The 24,339-nt window shown below is 38.2% G+C and carries 21 protein-coding genes; 18 read left to right on the top strand and 3 right to left on the bottom strand.

Features of this window, described 5'->3' with window-relative positions; all coding sequences use genetic code 11:
• The first annotated feature begins 2 nt into the window (after positions 1 to 2).
• The 12 genes from paaE to SOI81_RS10460 all read left to right on the top strand — a co-directional run bounded on the left by paaE (position 3) and on the right by SOI81_RS10460 (position 14,343).
• Positions 3 to 1,064 carry a 1,2-phenylacetyl-CoA epoxidase subunit PaaE gene (gene paaE / locus SOI81_RS10515; protein ID WP_320540674.1) on the top strand — a complete coding sequence of 354 codons (1,062 nt, stop codon included), beginning with the start codon at positions 3 to 5 and terminating at the stop codon, positions 1,062 to 1,064.
• 8 nt (positions 1,065 to 1,072) lie between these two features.
• Positions 1,073 to 1,846 carry an enoyl-CoA hydratase-related protein gene (paaF, locus tag SOI81_RS10510; RefSeq protein ID WP_320540673.1) on the top strand — a complete coding sequence of 258 codons (774 nt, stop codon included), beginning with the start codon at positions 1,073 to 1,075 and terminating at the stop codon, positions 1,844 to 1,846.
• Complete coding sequence (gene paaG, locus SOI81_RS10505; RefSeq protein WP_320540672.1) at positions 1,846 to 2,637, top strand: 2-(1,2-epoxy-1,2-dihydrophenyl)acetyl-CoA isomerase PaaG; 792 nt, start codon at positions 1,846 to 1,848, stop codon at positions 2,635 to 2,637. Before paaF ends, paaG begins: the two co-directional genes overlap by 1 nt.
• Before the next feature lie 2 nt (positions 2,638 to 2,639).
• Entirely contained in the window at positions 2,640 to 4,178 is a 1,539-nt protein-coding gene (paaH, locus tag SOI81_RS10500) for a 3-hydroxyacyl-CoA dehydrogenase (RefSeq protein ID WP_320540671.1), read from the top strand.
• Between the two features lie 12 nt (positions 4,179 to 4,190).
• The gene (pcaF, locus tag SOI81_RS10495) at positions 4,191 to 5,399 is read left to right on the top strand and encodes a 3-oxoadipyl-CoA thiolase (RefSeq protein WP_320540670.1); all 1,209 of its coding nucleotides are present in this window, start codon (positions 4,191 to 4,193) and stop codon (positions 5,397 to 5,399) included.
• Between the two features lie 40 nt (positions 5,400 to 5,439).
• Entirely contained in the window at positions 5,440 to 6,729 is a 1,290-nt protein-coding gene (gene paaK / locus SOI81_RS10490; RefSeq protein ID WP_320540669.1) for a phenylacetate--CoA ligase PaaK, read from the top strand.
• A gap of 53 nt (positions 6,730 to 6,782) precedes the next feature.
• Entirely contained in the window at positions 6,783 to 7,748 is a 966-nt protein-coding gene (gene paaX, locus SOI81_RS10485; protein WP_270904005.1) for a phenylacetic acid degradation operon negative regulatory protein PaaX, read from the top strand.
• Positions 7,735 to 8,340, top strand: a complete 606-nt coding sequence (paaY, locus tag SOI81_RS10480) for a DapH/DapD/GlmU-related protein (protein WP_320540668.1) — start codon at positions 7,735 to 7,737, stop codon at positions 8,338 to 8,340. The genes paaX and paaY overlap by 14 nt, the downstream gene beginning before the upstream one ends.
• Before the next feature lie 75 nt (positions 8,341 to 8,415).
• The gene (paaI, locus tag SOI81_RS10475; RefSeq protein ID WP_320540667.1) at positions 8,416 to 8,799 is read left to right on the top strand and encodes a PaaI family thioesterase; all 384 of its coding nucleotides are present in this window, start codon (positions 8,416 to 8,418) and stop codon (positions 8,797 to 8,799) included.
• A gap of 439 nt (positions 8,800 to 9,238) precedes the next feature.
• Entirely contained in the window at positions 9,239 to 13,663 is a 4,425-nt protein-coding gene (locus tag SOI81_RS10470) for an RHS repeat-associated core domain-containing protein (protein WP_320540666.1), read from the top strand.
• Entirely contained in the window at positions 13,660 to 13,890 is a 231-nt protein-coding gene (locus tag SOI81_RS10465) for a hypothetical protein (RefSeq protein WP_032030681.1), read from the top strand. The genes SOI81_RS10470 and SOI81_RS10465 overlap by 4 nt, the downstream gene beginning before the upstream one ends.
• 204 nt (positions 13,891 to 14,094) lie before the next feature.
• Positions 14,095 to 14,343 carry a hypothetical protein gene (locus tag SOI81_RS10460; protein WP_000042204.1) on the top strand — a complete coding sequence of 83 codons (249 nt, stop codon included), beginning with the start codon at positions 14,095 to 14,097 and terminating at the stop codon, positions 14,341 to 14,343.
• Between the two features lie 92 nt (positions 14,344 to 14,435).
• On the opposite strand, the gene SOI81_RS10455 is transcribed toward SOI81_RS10460, so the two are convergent.
• Positions 14,436 to 17,624, bottom strand: coding sequence for a DEAD/DEAH box helicase (locus SOI81_RS10455; protein WP_224991615.1), 3,189 nt, complete (start codon positions 17,622 to 17,624; stop codon positions 14,436 to 14,438).
• An 809-nt stretch (positions 17,625 to 18,433) separates the two neighbouring features.
• Here SOI81_RS10455 and SOI81_RS10450 point away from each other — a divergent pair.
• The gene (locus SOI81_RS10450) at positions 18,434 to 19,024 is read left to right on the top strand and encodes a TetR/AcrR family transcriptional regulator (RefSeq protein ID WP_320540665.1); all 591 of its coding nucleotides are present in this window, start codon (positions 18,434 to 18,436) and stop codon (positions 19,022 to 19,024) included.
• 69 nt (positions 19,025 to 19,093) lie between these two features.
• On the top strand, positions 19,094 to 19,726 hold the full coding sequence (locus tag SOI81_RS10445; protein ID WP_320540664.1) for a glutathione S-transferase: 633 nt from the start codon (positions 19,094 to 19,096) through the stop codon (positions 19,724 to 19,726).
• Positions 19,727 to 19,804: 78 nt separating this feature from the next.
• Here SOI81_RS10445 and SOI81_RS10440 read toward each other — a convergent pair whose 3' ends face one another.
• Both SOI81_RS10440 and SOI81_RS10435 read right to left on the bottom strand, forming a co-directional pair.
• Positions 19,805 to 20,089, bottom strand: coding sequence for a DUF1330 domain-containing protein (locus SOI81_RS10440; protein WP_001277471.1), 285 nt, complete (start codon positions 20,087 to 20,089; stop codon positions 19,805 to 19,807).
• A 62-nt stretch (positions 20,090 to 20,151) separates the two neighbouring features.
• Positions 20,152 to 20,814: a GntR family transcriptional regulator gene (locus tag SOI81_RS10435; RefSeq protein ID WP_320540663.1), complete on the bottom strand. Its 663-nt coding sequence runs from the start codon at positions 20,812 to 20,814 to the stop codon at positions 20,152 to 20,154.
• Positions 20,815 to 20,966: 152 nt separating this feature from the next.
• On the opposite strand from SOI81_RS10435, the gene SOI81_RS10430 reads away from it, so the two are divergent.
• Genes SOI81_RS10430 through tgnB form a run of 4 tightly spaced genes read left to right on the top strand, consistent with a single transcriptional unit; the run spans position 20,967 to position 24,332 of the window.
• The gene (locus SOI81_RS10430) at positions 20,967 to 21,569 is read left to right on the top strand and encodes an amino acid synthesis family protein (RefSeq protein WP_000420415.1); all 603 of its coding nucleotides are present in this window, start codon (positions 20,967 to 20,969) and stop codon (positions 21,567 to 21,569) included.
• The gene (locus tag SOI81_RS10425; protein ID WP_031947970.1) at positions 21,538 to 22,329 is read left to right on the top strand and encodes an alpha/beta fold hydrolase; all 792 of its coding nucleotides are present in this window, start codon (positions 21,538 to 21,540) and stop codon (positions 22,327 to 22,329) included. The genes SOI81_RS10430 and SOI81_RS10425 overlap by 32 nt, the downstream gene beginning before the upstream one ends.
• A gap of 30 nt (positions 22,330 to 22,359) precedes the next feature.
• On the top strand, positions 22,360 to 23,292 hold the full coding sequence (tgnA, locus tag SOI81_RS10420) for a flavin-dependent trigonelline monooxygenase reductase component (protein WP_061874540.1): 933 nt from the start codon (positions 22,360 to 22,362) through the stop codon (positions 23,290 to 23,292).
• 2 nt (positions 23,293 to 23,294) lie between these two features.
• Positions 23,295 to 24,332: a flavin-dependent trigonelline monooxygenase oxygenase component gene (tgnB, locus tag SOI81_RS10415; protein WP_004793333.1), complete on the top strand. Its 1,038-nt coding sequence runs from the start codon at positions 23,295 to 23,297 to the stop codon at positions 24,330 to 24,332.
• Positions 24,333 to 24,339 lie beyond the last annotated feature (7 nt).

Genomic DNA, 24,339 nt, shown 5'->3' with positions numbered 1-24,339 from the left:
CCATGAGCCAATTTGTACCATTAAAAGTAAAAAGTATTACACCGCAAACCGATCAGGCAATTTGTATTGCATTTGACGTTGTACCTGAACAACAAGAACAATTTCAATTTCAACCTGGTCAACACTTAACCATTCGCCATTTAACCGAAGCGGGTGAAATCCGCCGTTGTTATTCAATTTGTAGCTATGCAGGCAAAGAAGACATCAGTATTGCGGTTAAAAAAATTGATCAGGGTCAATTTTCAAACTGGGCCAATGATCATTTAAAAGTAGGTGATGTGCTTGAAGTCATGCCACCACAAGGTGTGTTTTTTCAAAAAGCAGCCAAAATCGGCGGGCAAAACTATTTAGGTGTTGCTGCAGGTAGTGGTATTACTCCAATTTTATCAATTGTTAAGCAAGTTTTATTTGAACAGCCTGAAGCTAAATTTACGTTGCTCTATGGCAATCGCTCATGGAAACAGACCATGTTTGCCGAGCAAATTATGGATTTGAAAGATCAGTTTAAAGAACGCTTTCAACTCATCAATATTTTTTCTCGTGAGTTCAACGATAGTGAACTGATGAATGGTCGTATTGATGAAGAAAAGCTAAAACAACTTTTTGATTTTGAAGTGCTTGAAACGAGTTTTGACCATGTGTTTGCCTGTGGTCCAGACGAAATGATGAATGCTGTAGAAAGCACCTTGCCGAACTTTGGTATTGCAAAAGTGCGAATTCACACCGAACGTTTCCATACGGGACAAGCGCGTAAACGTAGTGTTGAAGCGGATGCAAATCGTAAAGAAGAAAAGGTAAACATCATTTTAGATGGTCGTGAGCTGATTGTTTCTGTGGCTCAAGACGATGAAAGTATTCTTGATGCGGCTTTACGTGCGGGTGCTGACTTACCGTATGCCTGTAAAGGTGGGGTGTGTGCGACTTGTCGTTGTAAAGTTATTTCTGGTGAAGTCGATATGTTCCTGAACTATAGTCTTGAAAAAGATGAAGTTGAAAAGGGCTATGTGCTTAGCTGTCAAACCTTACCAAAAGGCCCAAATGTTCGTTTGAGTTTTGATGAGTAGAGGCTGTCATGCAAGAGTTAATCAAAGCCAGCACAGCAACTGACGGTGTTTTGTTATTAACCCTAAACCGTCCAGAAAAAAGAAATGCTTTAAACAATGCAACATTGCAGTGTTTGTGTGAGTTGCTCGAAGAAGCTGAACATAATGCTCAAGTCAAAGTGGTGGTTTTAACAGGTAACGCTCAGTGCTTTGCAGCTGGAGCAGATCTTAGTGAGTTGGCTGCAATGGACGCCGTGTCTTTGCAACTCGATATTCGCCCGAAGCTTTGGCAAAAGATTGATGCGTTTAGTAAGCCGCTGATCACCGCAGTAAATGGCTATGCCTTAGGCGCTGGGTTTGAGCTGGTTTTGCATTCAGATATGGTGATTTGTGGTGAAAATGCCCGTTTTGCTTTACCTGAAATTGGCCTTGGTATGTTACCCGGTGCAGGTGGAACACAGCGTTTAGCGCGCTTGGTAGGGCAACAGCTCACCATGCGCTGGGCCATGACTGGTGAAATGATTTCGGCAAAACAGGCGGAGCAACACGGCATTTGTAGTCAAGTGGTGCCGACTGAATTAACCGTTGAATATGCGGTTCAACTTGCAGCCAAAATTGCCAAACAAGCGCCTTTAGCGATTCGCGTGATTAAACAATCAATTAAAAGTATTCATGAAACGACTTTAAGTCAGGGACTCAAGTTTGAACGTCAAAACTTTGTCTGGCTGGCGGCTACAAAAGATCGAAACGAAGGGATTAATGCTTTCTTTGAGAAAAGAAAGCCAGTGTTTAGAGGTGAGTGATGGACTATCAAAATATTATTGCTGAAGAAAAAAATGGTGTTGGCTACCTAACATTTAACCGCCCAAAAGCACTAAATAGCTTTAACGTTGATATGCACCGTGAAGTGGCTGAGGTTTTAAACCTGTGGACTAAAAATCCGGATGTTCGCTGTGTGGTGATTAGTGGTGAAGGTCGCGGCTTTTGTGCAGGGCAAGATTTAGGTGATCGTGTAGTTGACCCAAATGCTGAAGCTCCAGATTTAGGATATTCCATTGAAACTTACTATAACCCGCTCATTAAAACGATTGTAAATATGCCAAAGCCTGTGATTTGCGCCGTAAATGGTGTGGCAGCAGGTGCAGGGGCAAATATTGCACTAGCGTGTGACTTGGTGATTGCAGCTAAATCGGCAAACTTTGTACAAGCATTTTGCCGCCTAGGTTTGGTTCCAGATTCGGCTGGTACATGGTTTTTACCACGTGCTGTAGGCCATGCGCGTGCGATGGGCTTAACTTTGTTAGGTGACAAGCTCCCAGCAGAAACCGCAAAAGAATGGGGCATGATTTGGGATGTGGTTGAAGACGCTGAGCTTAAAGCAAAAGTGACTGAACTCGCGGAACGTTTAGCGAAACAGCCTACTTTTGGTCTATCTCTCATTAAAAAAGCCATTCATCAATCAAGCAACAACACCTTTGATGAGCAAATGGTGTTAGAGCGTGATTTACAACGTATTGCGGGTCGTTCAGAAGATTATCGTGAAGGGGTACAAGCCTTTATGAATAAACGTGAACCAAATTTTAAAGGGCGCTAAGCATGACAGATTTAGACTTATCTCGTGCCCGAATTGCCGTCATTGGTTCTGGCACCATGGGCATCGGCATTGCCCAGTTAGCCATCGTTAATGGGCACTCGACCGTTTTATATGATCTGGACGCTCAAAAAGCACAACAAGCAGTTGAGGGCTTGGAGCAGACGTTTAAAAAGCTAGTTGAAAAGAGCAAGCTTACACAACAGCAAGCTGATGAAGCCTTAGCGCGGTTAACGGTGGTGAATCAAGTTGAAGCACTACGTGATGCTGACTTGGTTATTGAAGCGGTTGTTGAGAAAAAAGAAGTTAAACAGTCTTTATTTAAGCAACTTGCTGAAATTTGTAGTGCGCAAACCATTTTTGCAAGTAACACATCTTCAATTTCAGTGACTGCAATTTCGGCGGGCATTGCTCACCCTGAGCGTGTGGTCGGCTTACACTTTTTTAATCCTGCACCAGTCATGAAACTGGTTGAAATTGTACAAGGCTTAAAAACCCCAAACAGCTTATGTTTGGCTTTAAAAAACTTGATGATTGGCTGGAAAAAAATTCCGGTACTCACCAAGTCAACTCCTGGTTTTATTGTGAACCGAATTGCACGTCCGTTTTATGCAGAAGGCTTTAGAGCACTGCAAGAACAAGTCACCAGCTATGACCAGCTAGACTATGCCTTAAAGCAGTGTGGCGGTTTCGCGATGGGACCGTGTGAACTGACAGACCTCATTGGGCAAGATGTTAACTTTTCGGTGACACAAAGCGTTTATCAAGAGTTTTTTTACGAGCCACGCTACCGCCCAAGCCTGATTCAAAAAGAATTGGTCGATGCAGGCGCTTGGGGGCGTAAGTCAAAACAGGGTTTTTATAGCTATAACGAAAAAAATCAGTACGAGACTTTTCAACCTCAAACTGTGACTGTCAAACCAGTTGATGTCCATATTCAGCTCAAAGGAACTTGGTCTCAGCTACCTGCTTTTTTAACGCGTTTAGGCTTAAAAAGCGGATCTGCGAGTGATGACAATATTCTTCAAATTGATGATATCGACTTACGTTTGAGCCAAGGTGAGTCTGCCAATATTCATTACCTAAGCCGTAAAGTAGTTTTAATGGATTGGCACCATGATTTTGCACAGGCAGAGGCTTTAGTACTCAGTCATAACGAACTTTGTGAAGCAAGTGACCTCGCTAAAGTTGAGTCTTACTTTGCACAGTTTGGTATTAGCGTGATGTGGATTAAAGACCATCCGGCACTGTTAACCTTACGCACCATCGCTTTACTCATTAATGAAGCCTGTGAAGCAAGTTTACATGGTGTTGCGAGTCTGGAAGATATTGATAATGCCATGAAATATGGAGTGAATTATCCTAAAGGTCCTTACCAGTGGTTGACACAAATGGGCGGTGCTTATGTGCTCCAAACCTTAAATAACTTATATGCACTGTATGGAGAGGAAAAATATCGCGCGAGTATCTACCTCAAGCAATATGTAGCGAAAACTCAAAACATTGCTACTCAATATTCACGTGATATGACCGAATTTGCATAATCAGGAGTCAACATGGAAGACGTTTTAATTTGCGATTTTATTCGTACCCCAATTGGACGATATGCAGGTGCCTTAAGTGCAGTACGTGCAGATGATTTAGCTGCATTGCCCATCAAATATTTAAAAGATAAACACCCGAACTTACCGTGGAATACAGTAGACGAAGTGTTTTTAGGATGTGCCAACCAAGCAGGTGAAGACAACCGTAACGTTGCACGCATGGCAACACTGCTAGCAGGCTTACCTGATAGAGTGCCAGCGATGACGGTCAATCGCCTGTGTGCTTCTGGTTTAGATGCTGTGGGACTTGCGGCGCGCTCAATTAAAGCAGGCGAAGCGCAATTTGTGTTGGCAGGTGGTGTTGAGTCAATGAGCCGCGCGCCATTTGTACAAGCTAAACCAACCGAAGCCTTTAGCCGTACACCTGAAATTTATGACACCACTATTGGCTGGCGCTTTGTAAATAAGCAACTTAAAGCGCAATACGGCACTGACAGCATGCCGGAAACTGCCGAAAATGTAGCTGAAAAATATCAAATTAGTCGTGAAGACCAAGATGCGTTTGCATTACGTAGTCAACAAAAAACGGCTGCGGCACAACAAAACGGTTTCTTTAACGACGAGATTTTGCCTGTCGAGATTGTAGATCGTAAGAAAAACGTTAACGTTGTGAATCGTGATGAACATCCGCGTGAAACGACACTTGAAGCACTCGCAAAACTAAAAGCACCATTTAAAAAAGAAGGCGGCTCGGTGACTGCCGGAAATGCCTCTGGTGTAAATGACGGTGCCGCATGTGTGCTCATTACCAACCGTGAATTTGCAGATACACATGGTTTAAAACCTTTAGCACGCGTAATTGGCATTGCAAGTGCAGGTGTTGAACCCAAATATATGGGTATAGGTCCTGTTCCGGCTGTGCAGAAAATTTTAAAGCAAACAGGTTTAACGCTAGATCAGATGGATGTGATTGAGCTGAATGAAGCATTCGCAGCCCAATCTTTGGCTTGTATGCGTGAACTTGGTCTAAAAGATGACGATGAACGCGTTAACCCAAATGGCGGTGCGATTGCGCTAGGACATCCGCTCGGTATGAGTGGTACTCGCTTAGTGATTACCGCAACACGTGAGCTAAAAAAACGAGGTGGACGCTATGCACTTTGCACGATGTGTGTGGGTGTTGGACAAGGCGTCGCACTGATTTTGGAAAATTTAAATTAATTCAGACGGTTTTTAAAATTACATAATGAGGAGAGAGGCGATGGACAGCCTTACAACGGATAATGTTGAGCAATTAACACTTGCAGAGCTTAGAGAGCTGCAAACTAAACGGTTAAAACACACCCTGATTTTTGTATATGAAAATAGTCCGGTCTATAAGAAAAAGTTCGATGAGGCAGGTGTACATCCTGATGACTTCGTGACTTTAGACGATCTGGCGAAGTTTCCATTTACAACCAAACAGGATTTAAGAGACAACTATCCGTTTGGTATGTTTGCTGTGCCACAAGAGCAGATTGTGCGTTTACATGCATCATCGGGCACAACGGGTAAACCGACCGTGGTGGGTTATACTCAAAAAGATATTAACACTTGGTCGGACATTGTTGCGCGTTGCTTACGCATGGCAGGTTTAACCGCTAAAGATATGGTTCAGGTGGCTTATGGCTATGGACTGTTTACAGGTGGTCTAGGTGCACATTATGGTGCCGAGCGCTTAGGTGCAACGGTTATTCCAATGTCTGGCGGCCAAACTGAAAAGCAAGTTCAGCTCATTCAAGACTTTAAACCGACTGCAATTATGGTTACGCCCTCATATTGCGTGAGCATTATTGAAAAGCTCGAGCAACAATTTGGTACTGCACGTAATACGTCTTTAAAAGTCGGAATTTTTGGTGCCGAGCCGTGGACCAACGAACTTCGCCGTGAAATTGAAGAACGTCTTAATATTAAGGCACTCGATATTTATGGTTTGTCTGAGGTGATGGGGCCGGGTGTTGCGATGCAATGCTTAGGCGAGGGCGAAGGGCTAACCATTTGGGAAGATCATTTCTACCCAGAAATTATTAACCCTGAAACAGGTGAAGTCTGTAAAGATGGTGAACTTGGCGAATTAGTCTTTACCACCATTACCAAAGAAGGCTTGCCGATTATTCGTTACCGTACTCGTGATTTGACCCGTTTACTCGCTGGAGAAAATCTGGCAATGCGTAAAATGGATAAAATTGTGGGCCGTAGTGACGACATGCTGATTATTCGTGGCGTGAACGTTTTCCCAACTCAAATTGAAGAGCAAATTTTGCAAGTTCAGCATTTAGTTCCAAATTATGAAATTTTGGTGACTAAAAAAGGCCATATGGATACTTTGCATATTCGTACAGAGATGTGTCATAACTGTACTATACAGGCCAATCAACTTGCTCAGGAGTTGATGAAACGCATTAAAACCATGATTGGGATTAGCGTTACTGTAGAAGTTGTGACAGAAGCGACCTTACCTCGTTCGGAAGGTAAGGCAAAGCGGGTAATCGATATGCGTCAGATTGCTTAACATCAAGATCATTCAGGGTATAGAATCTATACCCTGAAACTAAACGCCAAGACATGAGTATGAGTGCAAAAATACAGCAAATAATTGATTCTGTTGTAAAGAATGAAACCTTAAGTGGAACTTCGCTTATTTCGACAATTTTTGGAGATTCAGTACTTCATCGAGGTGGAAACATTAGTCTTGCCAGCCTGATTCAGTTATTAGAGCTATTTGGTTTTAATGACCGTGCTGTAAGAACCTCTGTTTTTCGTTTAGTTAAAAATGATTGGTTGTGTTCAGATAAAATCGGCAGAACCAGTTTTTATCGCATTACCGATTCGAGCCGTTCGACTTATTTGCAAGCAGAGCAACGCATTTATAACGACCAGATGAAAGAGTGGGACCATTATTGGGACCTTATTCTGATGTCTAGCCTCGACACTGAAAATAAAGCGTTGTTAAAGAAAGAACTCGAATGGTTAGGATTTGCCAATATTTCGACAAACTTAATGGCTTATCCGGGTTGTAACCGTATTGAACTGCAACGCTTGTTGGTTGACTTAAATATGAGTGAGCAAGTGGTGGTGTTTAAAGCCGAAACTTTGCAGCTCTTTAATAATTCGGTCGATACCATTGGCCGTATGCTCAGAACCAACTGGCCAATCGATGAATTACGCCAAAGATACCTACAGTTTCTTGATATTTTTAGAGAAATTGGCGTGTTGCTGATGCAGGAAAACGAACAACTCGAACCTGTTCAGGCCTTTCAAATTCGAACTTTGCTGATTCATTATTATCGACGGATTTTGTTGAAAGACCCTGCATTACCGCTTGAGTTGTTGCCAACTGACTGGCCCGCGATTAGTGCACGAACGTTATCAATGAATATTTATAAAAAAGTATTTGAACCTGCCGATGAATACTTCTTGTCTGTTGCCGCAACAGCAGAAGGGCCAATGCCAAATGCCACAGCACATTATTGGCGCCGTTTCGGAGGTTTGGTTGCAACAAATGAGAGGGTAAATCATGCCTTGTTATAGTATTGACGGTGTTATTCCAGTTGTAAGTCCAGACGCTTTTGTACACCCAACGGCTGTTTTAATTGGTGATGTGATTATTGAAGCGGGCGTATATGTAGGGCCATTTGCCTCGTTACGTGCCGATTTTGGTCGTATTCATATTAAGGAAAATGCCAATATACAAGATAGCTGCACCGTACATGGTTTTCCGCAAAGCGTGACTTTAGTTGAAGAAATGGGGCACATTGGGCATGGGGCAATTTTGCATGGTTGCCGCATTGGAAAAAATGTTTTGGTCGGCATGAACAGCGTAATTTTGGACTATGCCGAAATTGGTGAAAACACCATTATTGGCGCAAATAGTTTGGTCAAAACCAAGGATGTTATTCCGGCAAATGTACTGGCAATGGGTAGTCCTGCTAAGGTTGCACGTGATTTATCAGAACAAGAAAAAAAGTGGAAAACTAGAGGCACGCAAGAATACATTGAGCTTGCACAGCGCTGCTTAAACTCAATGCAAGAAGTTCAGCCTTTAAGCTCAGAGTTGGATGACCGCCTGACCTATAAGGACTTTAATTCTTCAAGCTATCAGATTAAACAAGATAGTGTTTAACGGCTTTTAATCAGTCGATTTCAATACATATAGGTTTAATACTTAAGGAATACTCGCACGAGTAGGGAGACGTTTGTGCAAAAAATGGAAAATACCGCGGTTGACCAATTCGCAGAGCTATTGGGTGTACAAGTGCTGCATCGCAGTTTTGATGAAGCGCGTTGTCAGCTTAATGTAAAAGACGAACACATGAATGCCTTGGGCGGCGTGCATGGCGGTGTGATATTTTCTTTAGCCGATATTGCTTTTGCGATGGCTTGTAATGCAGGCGATGTGCCATATACTGGCTTACAGGCGGATATTCGCTATATGAGCGGTGCGAAAGATAAGGTGTTATTTGCAACGGCAACCAAGGTTGGCAGTAGTAAAAAATTTGCGCATTATGAAGTGGTGATAACAGACGGTTTGAATAATAGAGTCGCTTTGTTTACGTCTACGTGTTATAGGCTTGCGCCGTAATGTGTGGTTAGTTTGGTGGTTAGAGCTAGAGCAGAACTTAATTAAAATAATAAAAGCGTTGAAAGAGAATAAAGTTAATAAAAATATTGCTTAAATTGTATAAAAAAGATAAGAGCTGACCTTATCTTTTTTTGCCATTTTTAAGTTCTATTAAATGACTAATAGGCTGTTTTTCACAATCGAAATTTGCTTTTTTGTTATATAGATAGAATAAAATTGATTTAGTATTTTTTGTCTTATTTATTATAATCAATACATGCAAGGTAATAATAAAAGAATAACAGTTTCTTCAAATTATAAAATTACATTCTGATTAAGGGTTAAAAATAAATTTAATTAAAGTAGATCATAATTATAGTTTATTAGGCATATATTTTGCTTTGTTAAGCGTACTGTTAATTTTTGTATAAATGAAAAATATACCAACGAGAACATATAAATGAAAAAAATATTATTATTTGTGTGGGCTATATCATACTTGTCAGTCACCTATGCTGCTGATCTAGCTCCAACAATACAGGACGCCCAATATCAGATTTCTAAAGCAGTTATTACTAATAGTTGTGAATCTGGTTTTGATTTACTTTCAGGGAGTAGATCATTCTCTCAACAAGAGATTAGCGGTCCTTTGCCATATATTCGTTCTTATTCAAACCCACTATTACCTGATAGAGAAGGAACGATAGATTACTATAATAAGTTAGGAGGTTATGGTGGTTGGAGTGATAACTATACAAATTATTTAATATATAAAGGAACGAGTACAAGTGGGAAAAAGATGTTCTCACTCAGACTTCCAGGCGAATCAAAAAGAACTTTCTTCTTTGAATATTTAGAAGGCGGGATATATAAATATCAACGTATAGCATCAACTGCTACGACTATTGATAATGTTTCGATGCCTGATAGTGTCACATTAATGAGCAATTTAGGACCATATAGCTTCAAAAAGGTGAATGGTCTAACAGTTGTGAATAAAGATGGGGTGGATTATACCTTTAACAGCGCTGGGCGTGTGAGCAAAGTTGATAATCAGCCATCAGGACAAATAATTACATATACTTATGTGAATAATCAAATTTCAAGAATTAATGATAATAGGAATAATGAGCTTGTATTTACTTATGACACGGCAAATGGCGCATATCTTAAAATCGTACAATATCAAAATGGGGTAGAAGGACAATCGGTTATATATGATGGAACAATGGAGTCAACCCTAAGTTTTGTTGGATCAAGCCAAGTTCATCCAGTTATTAGTAAAATTACTTCTACTCTCACTGGTGTGACGGAATTTGAATATCACAAAGGTTTCCATCCCTTAGTCCGTCAAGCCATATTCGATGACCGGGGGACTTTACCAGAATCTGAAAAACAAAAAATTTATACAGCTACATTTCTTTCCTTTATGCAAACTGTAAAAAGAAATGGTAATTCAGTGATTCTTGTAAGCTCCCAAAATTTTGGTGATGCATTTGAAATTTATGCGGATTTTAGCTTCGATAATAGAATGAAAGTTAGGTATTCAAGCAAAAATGACCAAGGTTTAATCAATGTAACACACGATTTAGAAGGAACACAGCAAACATATTCATTTACTACCAGTGGAAAAGATCAGTTTTCAACCACGACTGCTAGTGATAGTTTTCCATGTATGACTGTGAATAATTTACCCATTAGTCAGATTGTAACGGATAACTGGAATGGGGTAACTTTATCTTCAACTGATAAAAAAGGAGTTCTGACAAATTATAGCTATGATTTACGTAATCGAGTCACAAAAATAGAAGAAGCTGTTGGTACTCCAGCTTACAGGGCTACAAGCTATACGTATGGTAGTTTATCCGATGGCTCAGCCAATTTATTTACAATTCCTACTAAAGTTGTATCACCCAATTTGGAAGTAAATAATATTGTTCACCCATTAGGCGTGATTACCAAACAAACAATAAGTTCCCCATTATCAGGAAGTATTAGCCAAACCACTAACTATACATATAACACTGATGCTAGCTTAGCCAATTATAAAACGTTAAAAAGTATTGATGGACCACGCACAGATGTCGCAGATTTGATTTGGTATGAATATGATTCAAATGCTCAATTAACTAAACAGACTCAGCGGGTTCAAAAGTTAAATCCAAGCTCTACAAAAGATTATGTAAAGACGTACTCAGATTACACTCCTGCGGGGTTTCCTCGACAAGAGAAAGATTTTAATGGTTTAGATACCGTCACTGATTATGATGCTTCAGGTGTTCGTATTTTATCAAAAACAGTTGGGAGTAAGAATTCATCAGGTATCATAACGAATGGTCGTATGACTTCCTATACTTATGATTCACTTGGCCAATTGTTGACGGCCAAAGATCCTTCAAATGCGATCACTACTTTCTATTATGATAGTGCAGGGAGAAAGACAAAAGAAAGTTTGCCTGATGGTTCCAGTAAACTTTATTTCTATGCAACAAATGATGAGCTTAAAACAACAGAATATTATAACTCTGCAGGAGTCTTAGATTATCAGGAGTCAGCAGTTTTAGATCAGAACGGGCGTATCAAAACTCGTTATCGTGGTACTAATCAAGCTATATCCATGACCTATGAATATGATGCAAATGGAAATGTCATAAAAAAAACAGATCAGGGCAATCGTATAGAATCTTTTGTTTATGATGAGTTAAATCGCTTAAAAAGTCACACAAATAAACTTGGATATGTTGATACTCAAAATTTTGATGCATCAGACAATTTAATAAGTAAGAAAGCTCCAAATAATTCAGGATCGACTTCTAGTTTTGTAAATACAAATAAGGTCTCAAATGAAAGTAATACTGATTATTTAGTTAAGAGTTTTACTTATGATAGTGCAAATAATATCACCAAAACAGTTAACTCTAATCGTATATGTGACTTTACTAATTACGACTCTCTAAATCGTATATCTAAGCAAAGTTGTTATTTAAGCGACAACACAACTGAAGAATATCTGAAAGCTGCTTATACCTATGTTTACGATCAGGATGTTTTTGGCAATCTCAATCAGGTTATATATCCCTACAGTGATTGGACAACTAAGCCACTGGGGGTAGATTCTTTTTATAGTTATAACGCTTATGGGGAAGTTGTCGATAAATCACAAACATTGCATAAAGCGGCGTCTACAGGCAGTACTAACGCGATCGCAAAGGTTCGTTATGAATATGATCAATCTGGACGAGTGATTAAACTTACTACGCCAAAGGGTAATATTGTAGAGTACATTTATAATGGGGTAACGGGTTCCCTGACTGATGTAAAATTTAATGGAAAAACCTTAATTACCTCAATTGTGCATAATGCCAAAGGGGAGATTATTGGTTGGAAATGGAGTAATGGGGCAACATATTCAATATCGAACGATACAGCAGGACGCGTAAGTTCTATAAACGTGAATGGCTTTACCCCTAATATTAATTTGGTTTATACCTATCAATCTGCCAAAGCTGATTTAGTAAATACCATCACAGACACAGTTTCAGGTATTAAACAGACATTTACATACGATAATGAAGATCAACTGACCGATTATGTGGTTAGTGGCGGTTCTAGAAATGGTCTAAAAACTAGCTATAGCTATGATAGTAATGGAAACCGGATTAGTAGCACAAATAACCTTGCAGGAACTTATAATTATGGTTTCACCTTAACGACGAATAGTAATAAGTTAAATAGTTGGGTAAAAAACAATACGAGTGTACCGTTTACTCTGCATGCCACGGGAGAGGTTAATACTCTTTCTGATATGTTGACTGGTAATTTTAAGTACGATGGAGAAGGTAATAAGCGTAGAGAAATGGGAGTTCCTTGTACTCACCCAACCACTGGCGCAACAACATGTAATATGTGGTTTGATTATAATCACAAAAATGAAAGAGTATTTTCTTATACCGATAATATTTCTGAGGGACGGCAGTTCGTTTATGATGAAAATAGTCATTTAATCGGTGAATATCGAAATAGCGATCAAGCACAAATTGTTGAATATATATGGCTAGGTGATATCCCTATTGCAGCAGAGATGGCTAATGATCGTTTGATTTATATTTTAACAGATCATAGAGGGTCTCCAATACGAGGGTATGATGCTACAACTAAAGCCAACGTTTGGTCATTGGACACCGGACCTTTTGGAGAAAGTGCGGCGACTGTAAGCGTATCGGGAGTTGAAATTAATTTACGCTTTCCTGGAATGTATTATGATAAGCAAACAGGTTTGTATTATAACCATCACCGATATTACAACCCTAAATGGGGTCGTTATATGGAGCCTGACCCTATTGGACTTGAAGGTGGATTAAATCCTTTTGTTTATAGCAATAATGATCCGATCAATAAGGTAGACCCAAGTGGATTAGGTTGGAAAAAACTTATAGGTAGCCTTTTTGATGATATTTTAGCACCCTTAGGTCGAGAGGCTGTTAAAAGACTTTCCCAAAACTCTTCGAAGGAAGCAGCAAAGCAGACTACAAGCAATCAAGCGAAAAGTGCAGCGGCAAGTAATCAGGCAAAAAGTACAGCTACAAATAATCAGGTGAAGAGTACGGTTTCGAAGGGTAATGATGATGTTACAAAAAATACAGAGCAAGTTCTTATGCGTACCACACGTTCAGGGGACCCTGCTGTACGAATCACTAAGCCAGATGGTTCAGTTATTGATATTTCATCAAAACGTGTAAAGGAATACATCCCTAACACTCATCCTAATGCACCGCCTGGAACATTGAATAAGGTTAAATTTCCTGATGCTCAGCCTAATAGTAAAGGATATAAACGCGATCCAACTTTAGAGGAGTTGGAAATATTAAAGAGGAATAGTAAATGAATAACCCAATCTCTAATGTACAAATTATAGAAGACCCTGAATACGGTGTAATACTAGTTTGTCAGGATTTGGAGCTTGCAGATCAATTTGAAGATTTTTTAACGGAAAAGCATTCTGTGCTTTTCCATATAAAGTTTGAACCAAATCAAGTTTCATTCTTTTTTGGTAAAACAAACAATACTTCAGAGATTAAAGAGTTATTCAATCAATTTATGTTATCTAGTTAAATGGTTAAAGACATTCCTAAGTAAGAGCTTACTATGTTTGATGACTGATTTTTAGTGTAATAATGAGGTCTCGGCCTCTTTATTTAGTTTTAAGTAGTTAGATTTAGAGCAAAACTTAACTAACACGACAGTTTGAGTCGTTTATATATTGATCAATTTAACGACTTAGATATGATAAAAACTTCTTAACTATGGGGTTTTATTATGTCAAAAAATTCAAAACAAACTTCTAATAAGGTCGCTAAATTAGCTTCAGAAGTATTGCGAGATCCATCTTCTTCAGCAATTCAGAAAAAGTTAGCTGGATCAGCTTTAGCACAAACGCATTCTTCTAAACAAACGGGAAATGAAATGGAATCAGAAGCATCTAGAGTACTAAAGAGCGACAAATATAATGACACGACTAAGACTTTAGCTGCTTCATTAGTATCGCAGTCTAATAAAGAAAGATAAGTTATTTCACTTATTAATAATAATTAGCTGTATATGAGTACAGCTAATTATATTGAAAAATATTTAAAGCTAGTATTTTCAATAACTAAGGTTCAACTATTGAAATAGCAGAGAAGCTTTGTTTCTGTCATATCAACTACTGCGGAGTAGGTAGAACTTAGCAAATCTGTCATTTCATTATTTAATGCACTATAGCTAACACCTGGTTGCGCAATTGAGAAGAGGAAGCGAACATTTTTATATTTTAGTTCATCACGAATAGTATTAAGTATAGCTTCATTACCTTTATAAAAACGTTTACCTGCTAATACACCCGTTTTATTTCTTCTTTTTAAATGGCTAATTAGATCCTCAGGTTTCCATTTATATCTAAGAGATACGATTACTTGTCCACACACTTCATAAAGATCTGACAAACGTGAACCCGATTCTTGTTTAGAGTATTTACAGTGTGTAACTTTAAAAATAATTTCTTCTTCAGTTGAATAGATAGCTACAACATCTGCAACTTCACCTGAATTATCATCATTGAATACTATATCTGCATTTTCATTAACATATTTTTTCATGATGTATTCTTGAACAGAATTTTCTCTTATAACTCCCTTCTTATACATTGATTCATGAGGGAAATGTACATTTTCCCATTCTAGGATATGAATTTGATCGGAAGGAATCCTATAAGTAGGTTGAGTATTATAAATAGTATGAATACAGCCACTAATTGTGTCACTATTTGATAGAAATAATGTTGGCGGATAGTTTTCAAAGAATTTCTTTAAAGAAATATCTTCTCTTTTTAAATTTGAAATACAAATTTTTTCATTATCTAGATTTTGAATATTAAAACCATTTTCACCACCTGTCAGCTCTATTGAAAAGTCTAAAGTTTCTATTTCTGTTTTAATAGCGAGATCAATCTTTTTAGAACTCACATTTTTTATGATAAGTTTAGTTTCATAAAGACAGTATTCATGTTGGTCAGTCTTGAGCGTAATTCGATGAATTTTTTCATACAACTCTTCGGCCCAATCAGCGGCTAAAATTTTGATGTTTTCAGGAAATTCAACGATATCTTGCTTTTTAGCAGAGTCTTCAAGAATTTGATCTGAATTAATATTCGGATCAGTTATTAAAGCTCCAATTTGAATACACCATTCTTTCCATTCTTTTAAATCTGCAATTTTCGCAGGACTCCAAATTTTTCCTTTGGCTGAAGCTCCAATACTTATAGGTTTTCCATTACGATAACCTATACCTACAAAATCAGATTTCTTACATTTACTACCTTCTCTAATCTTACTCAATTCAATTGTGACATCAGCACCACTGAATCTTGAATATCGATGCAAGTGATTAGCAGGTTTGAACACACCTGCATGAACTATACTTAGGCGTTTGATATCATTAAAAGATTTGAAAACATCATCTTTATCTATTTTCTTTGCAGTTCCCAGTGAAATGATTTTTACTAAATTATCTATATCAAGTAATTTATCTGAATAACCTAAATACAATAATTTTTTTGATTTATCGAAATGAAGAACGACTAAACCCCAAATTTGATCTTTAATATGATCTGATTTCGCCCATTTCACTTTATCTCTACATTGAGTCGTAAAGTAAAAAACATTTTCCACCTCATTAATAAATGGCTGAGAAAGAGAATAGTATTTTGTATTAAAAGCCTCTCTAAATTTATACCAATCTACTTTTTGGGCGTGGAAACATACAAAGCTTAGGGCCGGAAAAACGATTTTAGGATTTAAATCTATATCAGGAGAATCAAAACCAGATAAAGGCTTACATTCCTGTAAAAAGGCGAGTAAGGAGGCAGCTTGTTCTTTTCTGGTATCTGCAATTTGGCTAATTACGTTTTCCCACCCAGTTCCTTCTTGGAAAAGACTCTCTAATTCCATTGTGAGTTTTTCTTCTGCAAAATTCACAATAAATGATGCATCACCAAGATTGTCTTTCGTGCGTGTAAAACGTCCAATAAATTGTAGCAAGACCGAAATAGATTTATGCATACCATGAACTGCTGCTATTTTGAAATTCGGATAGTCAAAACCTTCCTTTAACATATCGACGCATATAACAATATCAAACTCATGATTTTTAATAGATTCAATTATTTGTTTTTTCCCTGAAACTTTAGAATGAACAAGAGTTATTTTTTCTTCAGGAAACCACATACGATATTTGCCTAGTAAGTCTTCTGCTTTTTCTCTAGTCTCTGCTCTAACCATGACTTTATGGTTATAAAAACCCCTTTGGCGATCTTTATATAATTGATTAATAGCAGTATGAGCTATTTCATAATCTTTTTTACTTGGATGACGTTCATCTACTGAGATTAATGAAATTTTAGAAAAACATTTATCATTAAGAGCTTGTGATAAAGGATAATTGTAAACAACTTTTCCTTGAATCGGTTGTCTATCTAATCGATAAGGCGTAGCAGTAAATTGGACAATTTTTGAGGCTGAAAATAATTGTTTTAGCATATCCCATTCTTTTGCTGTTACATGATGGGCTTCATCAAAATATACATGACTAAAAAAGTTTTTTAATTTATGTTTTATAGCAGAGGGGCTTCTTGCTAAAAGAGCTGGAGTAGAAATAATAACTTCTGCATTTAATAAATATTCAACTTCTTCTTCAGATTTAATAGTCTCTTTTAAAGCAATAATTTTAGGATTTCGAAAATTTTGAGGTATCACACCTAGATCTTTAAGGATTCCCCAACTACTAAATTTTTGAAAGAGTTGTTCTTTTAATTCAATAGTAGGGACAATTACTAATGTTCTTTTAGATTGGTCGACTAATGTTGTTAATAGCATAGTCTCCGTTTTTCCAGTGCCTGTAGGTAAGACTACCGTTGCAGGCTCTTTAGAGAGAGTCCAATGTGCTATTAATGAGTATAGAGCACCAATTTGAGCTGCTCTTAATCTTTCTCCATTTTCATTAATTGCATTAATATTAATTGCAGAGGATGTAGTAATAAATTCAAATAATGGAATAAGTAGATTTTTTTCAACTTTTAGTATTCCTTGATTTCTTTTCAAGGTGGCCTTAAATAAAAGATTTGTACTTAAACTTTTTAAAGTATATGTACTTTTATCTTGATAACAGATGGCGAAAGTATTTTTTCTTTCAGGTAATGCTAATTCTTGGATTTGACCAAGACGACTATGTTTATCCCAATAAGTATAGAGAAATTGATCAAATATTATTTCTTCTTGGAAAAGTTGATGTTGTTCAAAGCTATTTGAAGACATAGTGTTTAATTTCCTTATCATCACTCTTAATTAATTATTATTTTTTTTTAAGAATTGTTAAAGAGAAAAAAGAATTAATATTAATTTATAATAAAGATACAAATTTGATTTAATGGAAAAAAGAACAATATAGAAATATGAAACGAATAAAAAGACAATTAATTTCTAATTTCCCCCTTATATTGCAAAATTAGCACAGCATTAATAGTTAAAACCTTAAGCTTTACACCCCCACTTAACAATAACTCCCTCATTATTTAGCCTTGCTTTTCTAATGATTTAATTTAAAACAAATGGCATTTTGCGTGCTTGACTGCAAAAGGGTTGGGCACTATTCTTTGCCTGCTGGCCACATTGCCAGCCGGTCGTCGCGGACCGATTTTTTCGACCACATCAGGATTATTTCTTCTGAGGAATAGTCTTATGTGTAAACTCCCAGTCTCCTCCCGTAGCGGTAGGACGGGAGAGGGACACCTTCGGGTGTGCTGGAGTCGAAACCAGTCCGCGAACCCTTTCTCGTTCTGCCACCATAATTTTAATGTCTGGCAGAACTCCCAATAAAAAGGAGTTGGCTTTGCACATCCATTATTTTTTGGCTCTCAATGCCAAAAGCTATAACGACACAGCTTAAAAAATTTAAAGCAGCTTGAATGCCCTAAGGTTTTCAGGCTTTAAGTCATTTTTACTTAAAACTTAGCAATAACAAACTTGAGATGTGCCAAGCACAGTCTTTACGGCTTTGCTATGCCTTTTTTTCTCCCAAAAAAGTATCTCGCTGAGAAACAACAAGAATTTATAACGGTAAAACTATGCCAAAGTTAGTACTTTCTTCCCGTGCCATACAAGTCATTAATCAGTCGATTGATTTATTTCACCACCGTGGCTTTCATACGGTTGGGGTAGATCGAATCGTGAAAGAATGTGAAATTACCAAAGCGACTTTTTATAACTTTTTTCACTCTAAAGAGCGGTTTATTGAAATCTGTTTGATCGTACAAAAAGAACGTTTAAAAGAAAAAGTGGTTTCAATTGCTGAGTGCGATCAAGGCACAAACGCGAAAGATAAACTCAAAAAGCTTTATTTTTTACACACCGATGTAGAAGAGCTGTACTTTCTATTATTTAAAGCCATTTTTGAAACGAAACTAATCTATCCAAATACCTATCAAATCGCGGTGAGATATCGAACATGGCTGCTGAATGAAATCTATAGCCAACTTATAAAATTAAACACCGATGCGACTTTTCAAGATGCCAAACTATTTTTATATATGATTGAAGGCGCAATCATTCAGCTTTTAAGTTCAGATGGGGCAGTCGATAGGGAAAAGATGTTGGATGGTTTTTTATGCAGTTTGGTAGGGGATGTAAAGTGCTGGGCTGATAACAAAAAATATTAGACCGGTCGTCTACTAATCTATATAGTGAGGTCTTACTTTGTTGTCCTTTTAGTTTTAAAGAGAAAATTAATGTCTATTATTCTTCATCATTTAAATGCTTCACGCTCATTTCGCATTCTGTGGTTACTTGAAGAAATTAATCAACCTTATGAATTAAAAAGTTATTTTCGAGATAAAACTACAAATCTTGCACCTCAAGAATTAAAAAAAATTCATCCTTTAGGAAAATCACCAGTGATTGAACTTAATGGAAAAGTAATTGTAGAATCAGGTGCAATTGTAGAAATTTTGATTGAAAAGTTTGCTCCTCAACTGATGCCCGCAAAAGATTCAGACAGTTATTTTGATTATTTACAATGGGTTCATTTTTCAGAAAGTTCGGCTATGGTTCCATATTTATTAAATATTTTTAATTCGATTGAGTTAAAAAATGGCACTCAATTAAAGTTCTTGGATCAATATGCGCATACTGAGTTGGATAAAGTATTTTCATATTTAGATCAACAATTAGTAGGCAAAAAATTCTTAGTAGGCAATAGCTTAACGGGAGCAGATTTTATGATTGGTTTCGTAGTCTATGGTCTAATTAATTCTTTAAATATTCGTTCAAAATATCTCAATATTGAACAATATGTAAAAAGTCTAGAAAGCTTAGAAAGCTGGCAAAAAGCTATGTATATAGAACAAAATCTTCATCACTAAACCAATGCCTAAAAACGAAATGCCTTTGAGCACTTAAAAAAGAATTGATTTCTCAAGTAGAGAAATCAATTCAGCAATTTAGATCCCTTCAACAAAACTCACCATAACATCACAGCAGCCTTGGCGTTTACTTTTGGCAAGCTGATATTCAGGTGAAAAATAACATTCACGGGCGGTTTCCATATCTGGAAACTCAATCACCACGTGACGCTCAAATTCTTGTCCTTCTAAAACTTCTGAGGCACCGCCACGGGCAAGAAACTTGGCACCGTACTTTTGAAAAGCTTGCGGAGCAGTAGCCATATATTGTTTATATTGTTCCATATCATGAATGGTGACATGAGCAATCCAGTAAGCAGACATATCATATTTCCCTATAATTTATTAAATAAAGGTCTATTTACCTTTTCCTAAAATTTGTGATTTCACGCATCTAAAATATTTTTTGCGACAGCAGCAGCTTCAGCAATATGTTCAGCAACTGCTTGTTTTGCCTTTTCAGGGTCTTTGTGAAGATAGATGGCTTCACACATATTTTTAATACGTTGATAACCTGAAATTTCACGTTTTGTTGATTTCATGGTCATGGCACGAAGGCGGCTAATTCGGCCATTTAAGCGCTGCACCACTTCCCAAGCAATATGATGATTTGCGGTAGCGAAGATGGTTTGATAAAGCTGGGTTGAAGTTTCAATAATCAGATTGATGTCATCGGCAGCAAAAGCAGCTTTAAGATCTTCTAATAGAAGCTTTAATTTTTCAGCAGTTTTACCATCCAGGTTTTTAGTGCAGTCAACCACAGCACTTTGCTCTAACAAAAGACGAATTTCATAGATCTGTGAAGCGATGTCCCAGTTAAGTAGCGAAACGATAGGGCCTTTATTTGGCAAAATCTCAACTAAACCTTCTGCTTCCAAATAACGAATCACTTCGCGAACCACAGAACGGCTCACGCCGAGTTCTTCACATAACGTTCTTTCAACCAGTCTTTTTCCTGAAGGGAAATAGCCCGTAATAATGGCATTGCGCACTTTATCTAAACACAGCTCTCGTAAAGTTACGGGCGGGTTTTCAATTTTAAGATTCATAAATAATTAAATTTTCCTGTTTTTTAACATGTTGAGTTTCATCACATGTTTTTCAATAAAAATTAGGATAGCAAACTCTTGCTTTTTTTTCAGTATGTATTATGGTATACCATAATACGAATGACAAGATAATTTACTTGCAAGGAAGAGCAATGGAACTCATACGTAAAACAGTGCTTCATGTAGAAACCACTTATGTAGATGGCGGCAAAGAAGCAGCAAAGCCTTTAAAAATGGTGGCAGCCGCAGCGGTTATTAAAAATCCGTGGGCAGGGCAAGGTTATGTAGAAAACCTAACACCGGAAATTCGCCGCATTGCGCCGATCTTAAGCGAACATTTAACCAAGCTTATTCTTGATGAAGTCGGTTCGGGCGAAGCTGTTGAAGCTTTTGGTAAAAGTGCAGTGGTGGGCTTAAATGGTGAACTTGAGCATGCATCAGCTTTAATTCACACCTTACATTTTGGTAATACATACCGTAGTGCTGTTGGTGCGAAATCTTATTTGGCATTTAACAATACCCGTGGCCCAGCAAATGCGCCGATTTTAATTCCAATGATGGATAAAAATGACGAAGGCCGCCGTTCTCATTACTTAACATTGCAATTTGCAATTCCAGATGCACCTGCTGCCGATGAGCTGGTTGTTGTGATTGGTGCAGCAACAGGTGGTCGACCACATCATCGTATTGGTGATCGTTATAAAGATTTGGAAGAGTTAGGTCATGATGTCAAAAACCCTGCAGCTGTCAAATAACCGTATTGCTCACTATTTTGAGCAAGGCGAAGGAGAGCCTCTGGTTCTGATCCATGGAGTGGGAATGCAAGCTGCGGCATGGTATCCACAAATTGAATATTTTTCTAAACATTATCATGTAATTTCAGTAGATATGCCGGGACATGGTCAAAGTACCAAATTACCGGCAGACGCAAAATTACAAGATTTTGTGGAATGGACCATCGAATTTATTACCGCCTTAAATTTAGGGCCTGTAAATTTAGCGGGACATTCAATGGGCTCGCTAATTACCACAGGAGTTAGCGTTACCCGTCCTGATTTGGTTAAACGGATGGCGGTGCTCAATGGTGTATATAAACGTACAACCCAAGCACGTAATGCAGTGATCCAAAGAGCTGAAGAGTTAAAAACAGGTCGTATTGATGTTGAAACTCCGCTACAACGCTGGTTTGGTGAAAGTGAAGTCGAGCGTATAGCGGCAGCTAAAGTGAAATCATGGCTCGAAAATGTCGACTTGTCTGGTTATACCACTGCATATTCTGCTTTTGCGCAAGGCGATGAAACCTATGCAGATGACTGGTCAAAGATCACTTGTCCTGCTTTGGTGTTGACCGGAACGGATGATCCGAACTCAACTGCAGAAATGGCTGTGCAAATGGCGAATCAGGCAAAGCATGGCACTGCAATTGTCATTGAAAATGAACGTCACATGGTGAACTTAACTGCACCTGACAAAGTGAATAATGCAATGCAAGCGTGGTTGGAAACCAGCGTTTAATTTGCCACACATTGCTGAAGGAATATAACAATGAGTGAAATGGATACTATTAATAAAATACGTGAACTACGCGATGCGTTCGGTTCATTTATGACGGGCGTTACCGTGGTCACAACCTGTAAAGAAGATGGAACGCCACTTGGCTTTACAGCGAACTCTTTTGCTTCGGTGTCTTTGGACCCAGCTTTACTTCTAGTGAGTATTGCCAAGACATCAAGCAATTATCATAACTTTGCAAATACCACTCATTTTGCAATCAATATTTTGGCAGAAGAGCAAAAAGATGTTTCGAATACATTTGCTCGTCCAAGCGAAGACCGTTTTGCAAATCTTTCATGGTCAAAAAGTGCTTGCCAAAACCCACTCATCGATCATGTGAGTGCATGGTTTGACTGTACAACTTACCAGGTTGTCGATGCAGGTGACCATGCCATTTTAATTGGTAAAGTTGAAGATTTTGCTTCGACAGGTTTTGCAGGTCTTGGTTATTATCGTGGTGGATATTTTACTCCAGCCAAACTTTCTGCCGAGGTCATTTCTGGTCCTAAAGTGGTGATGAGTGCGATTATTGGTCATGAAAATACCATTTTACTTGAAGAAACTGCCGATCATAAATGGACTATTCCACATGTGATGGTAGATAAAGACGGTGCCGATAAAGCGCTTGAGAAAATCTTTGCAGAATATCAGCCAGATGCTTCTGCCAACTTCATTTACTCTGTATATGAAAACGTTGAAAACCAGCAGCAATATATTTCATTTTTATGCAACACACCCGTAGCTCAAGCCACCAAAGGTCAGTTTGTCGATTTAAATGATCTTGAAAAGCTAGAGTTTGTAGACAGCGCTTTAGAAAGTATGCTGATGCGCTATCGCAAAGAAAACCATCTGAAAACGTATGGTGTTTATTATGGAAATCAGACAACAGGTACAGTTCGTCAAATCGTTAAAGAGGAAGTTTAATCATGCGTTTTTCATTATTTGTGCATATGGAACGTGTTTCTGATCAGCAAACCCAGAAGCAGCTTTATGATGAAATGATTGAGCTTTGTCAGATTGCAGACCGTGGCGGTATGCATGCGGTTTGGACAGGCGAACACCATGCCATGAACTTTACCATTGCACCCAACCCATTTTTAAATCTGGTCGATTTAGCCAATAAAACCAAAAATGTTCGTTTAGGTACTGGCACGGTAGTAGCACCATTCTGGCATCCGATTAAACTTGCAGGTGAAGCTGCAATGACCGACATTATTACCAATGGCCGTTTAGATATTGGTATTGCTCGCGGTGCTTATTCGTTTGAATATGAACGTATGGTTCCGGGTATGGATGCATGGAGTGCAGGTCAGCGTTTACGTGAAATGATTCCTGCCATTAAAAACCTTTGGAAAGGCGATTATGAGCATAACGGTGAATTTTGGCAGTTTCCAAAAACCACTTCAGCACCTCAACCGCTTCAACAACCGCATCCACCAATTTGGGTTGCTGCCCGTGATCCGAATAGCCATGAATTTGCTGTGCAAAATGGCTGTAATGTACAGGTAACGCCTTTGCATTTAGGTGACGAAGAAGTTGAAAAGCTCATGGGGCATTTCAATGCAGCTTGCGAAAAGTTCAATGAAATTCAGCGCCCTGAAATTATGTTACTTCGCCATACCTATGTGGCAGATAGTGAAGAAGATGCTCAACTGGCAGCAGATGAAATCAATACCTTCTATAACTATTTCGGCGCTTGGTTTAAAAATGAGCGTGAAATTAATCAAGGTTTAATCGCCCCTTTAAGTGCTGAAGAAATTGCTGCACATCCTTTTTATACACCTGAAGCGATGCGCAAAAATAACGTGATTGGGCAAGCCCAAGAAGTAATTGACCGCTTAAAAGCTTATGAAGCGATGGGTTATAACGAATATTCTTTCTGGATTGATACGGGCATGAGCTTTGAACGTAAAAAAGCCTCATTAGAACGTATGATCAATGAAGTTATGCCGGCATTTGCATAGAGGCGAA

The sequence above is a fragment of the Acinetobacter pittii genome, assembly GCF_034067285.1.
GTDB lineage: Bacteria > Pseudomonadota > Gammaproteobacteria > Pseudomonadales > Moraxellaceae > Acinetobacter > Acinetobacter pittii_E.
Note: the sequence above shows the minus strand (reverse complement) of the source record. Positions and strands in the feature narration are given on the sequence as shown.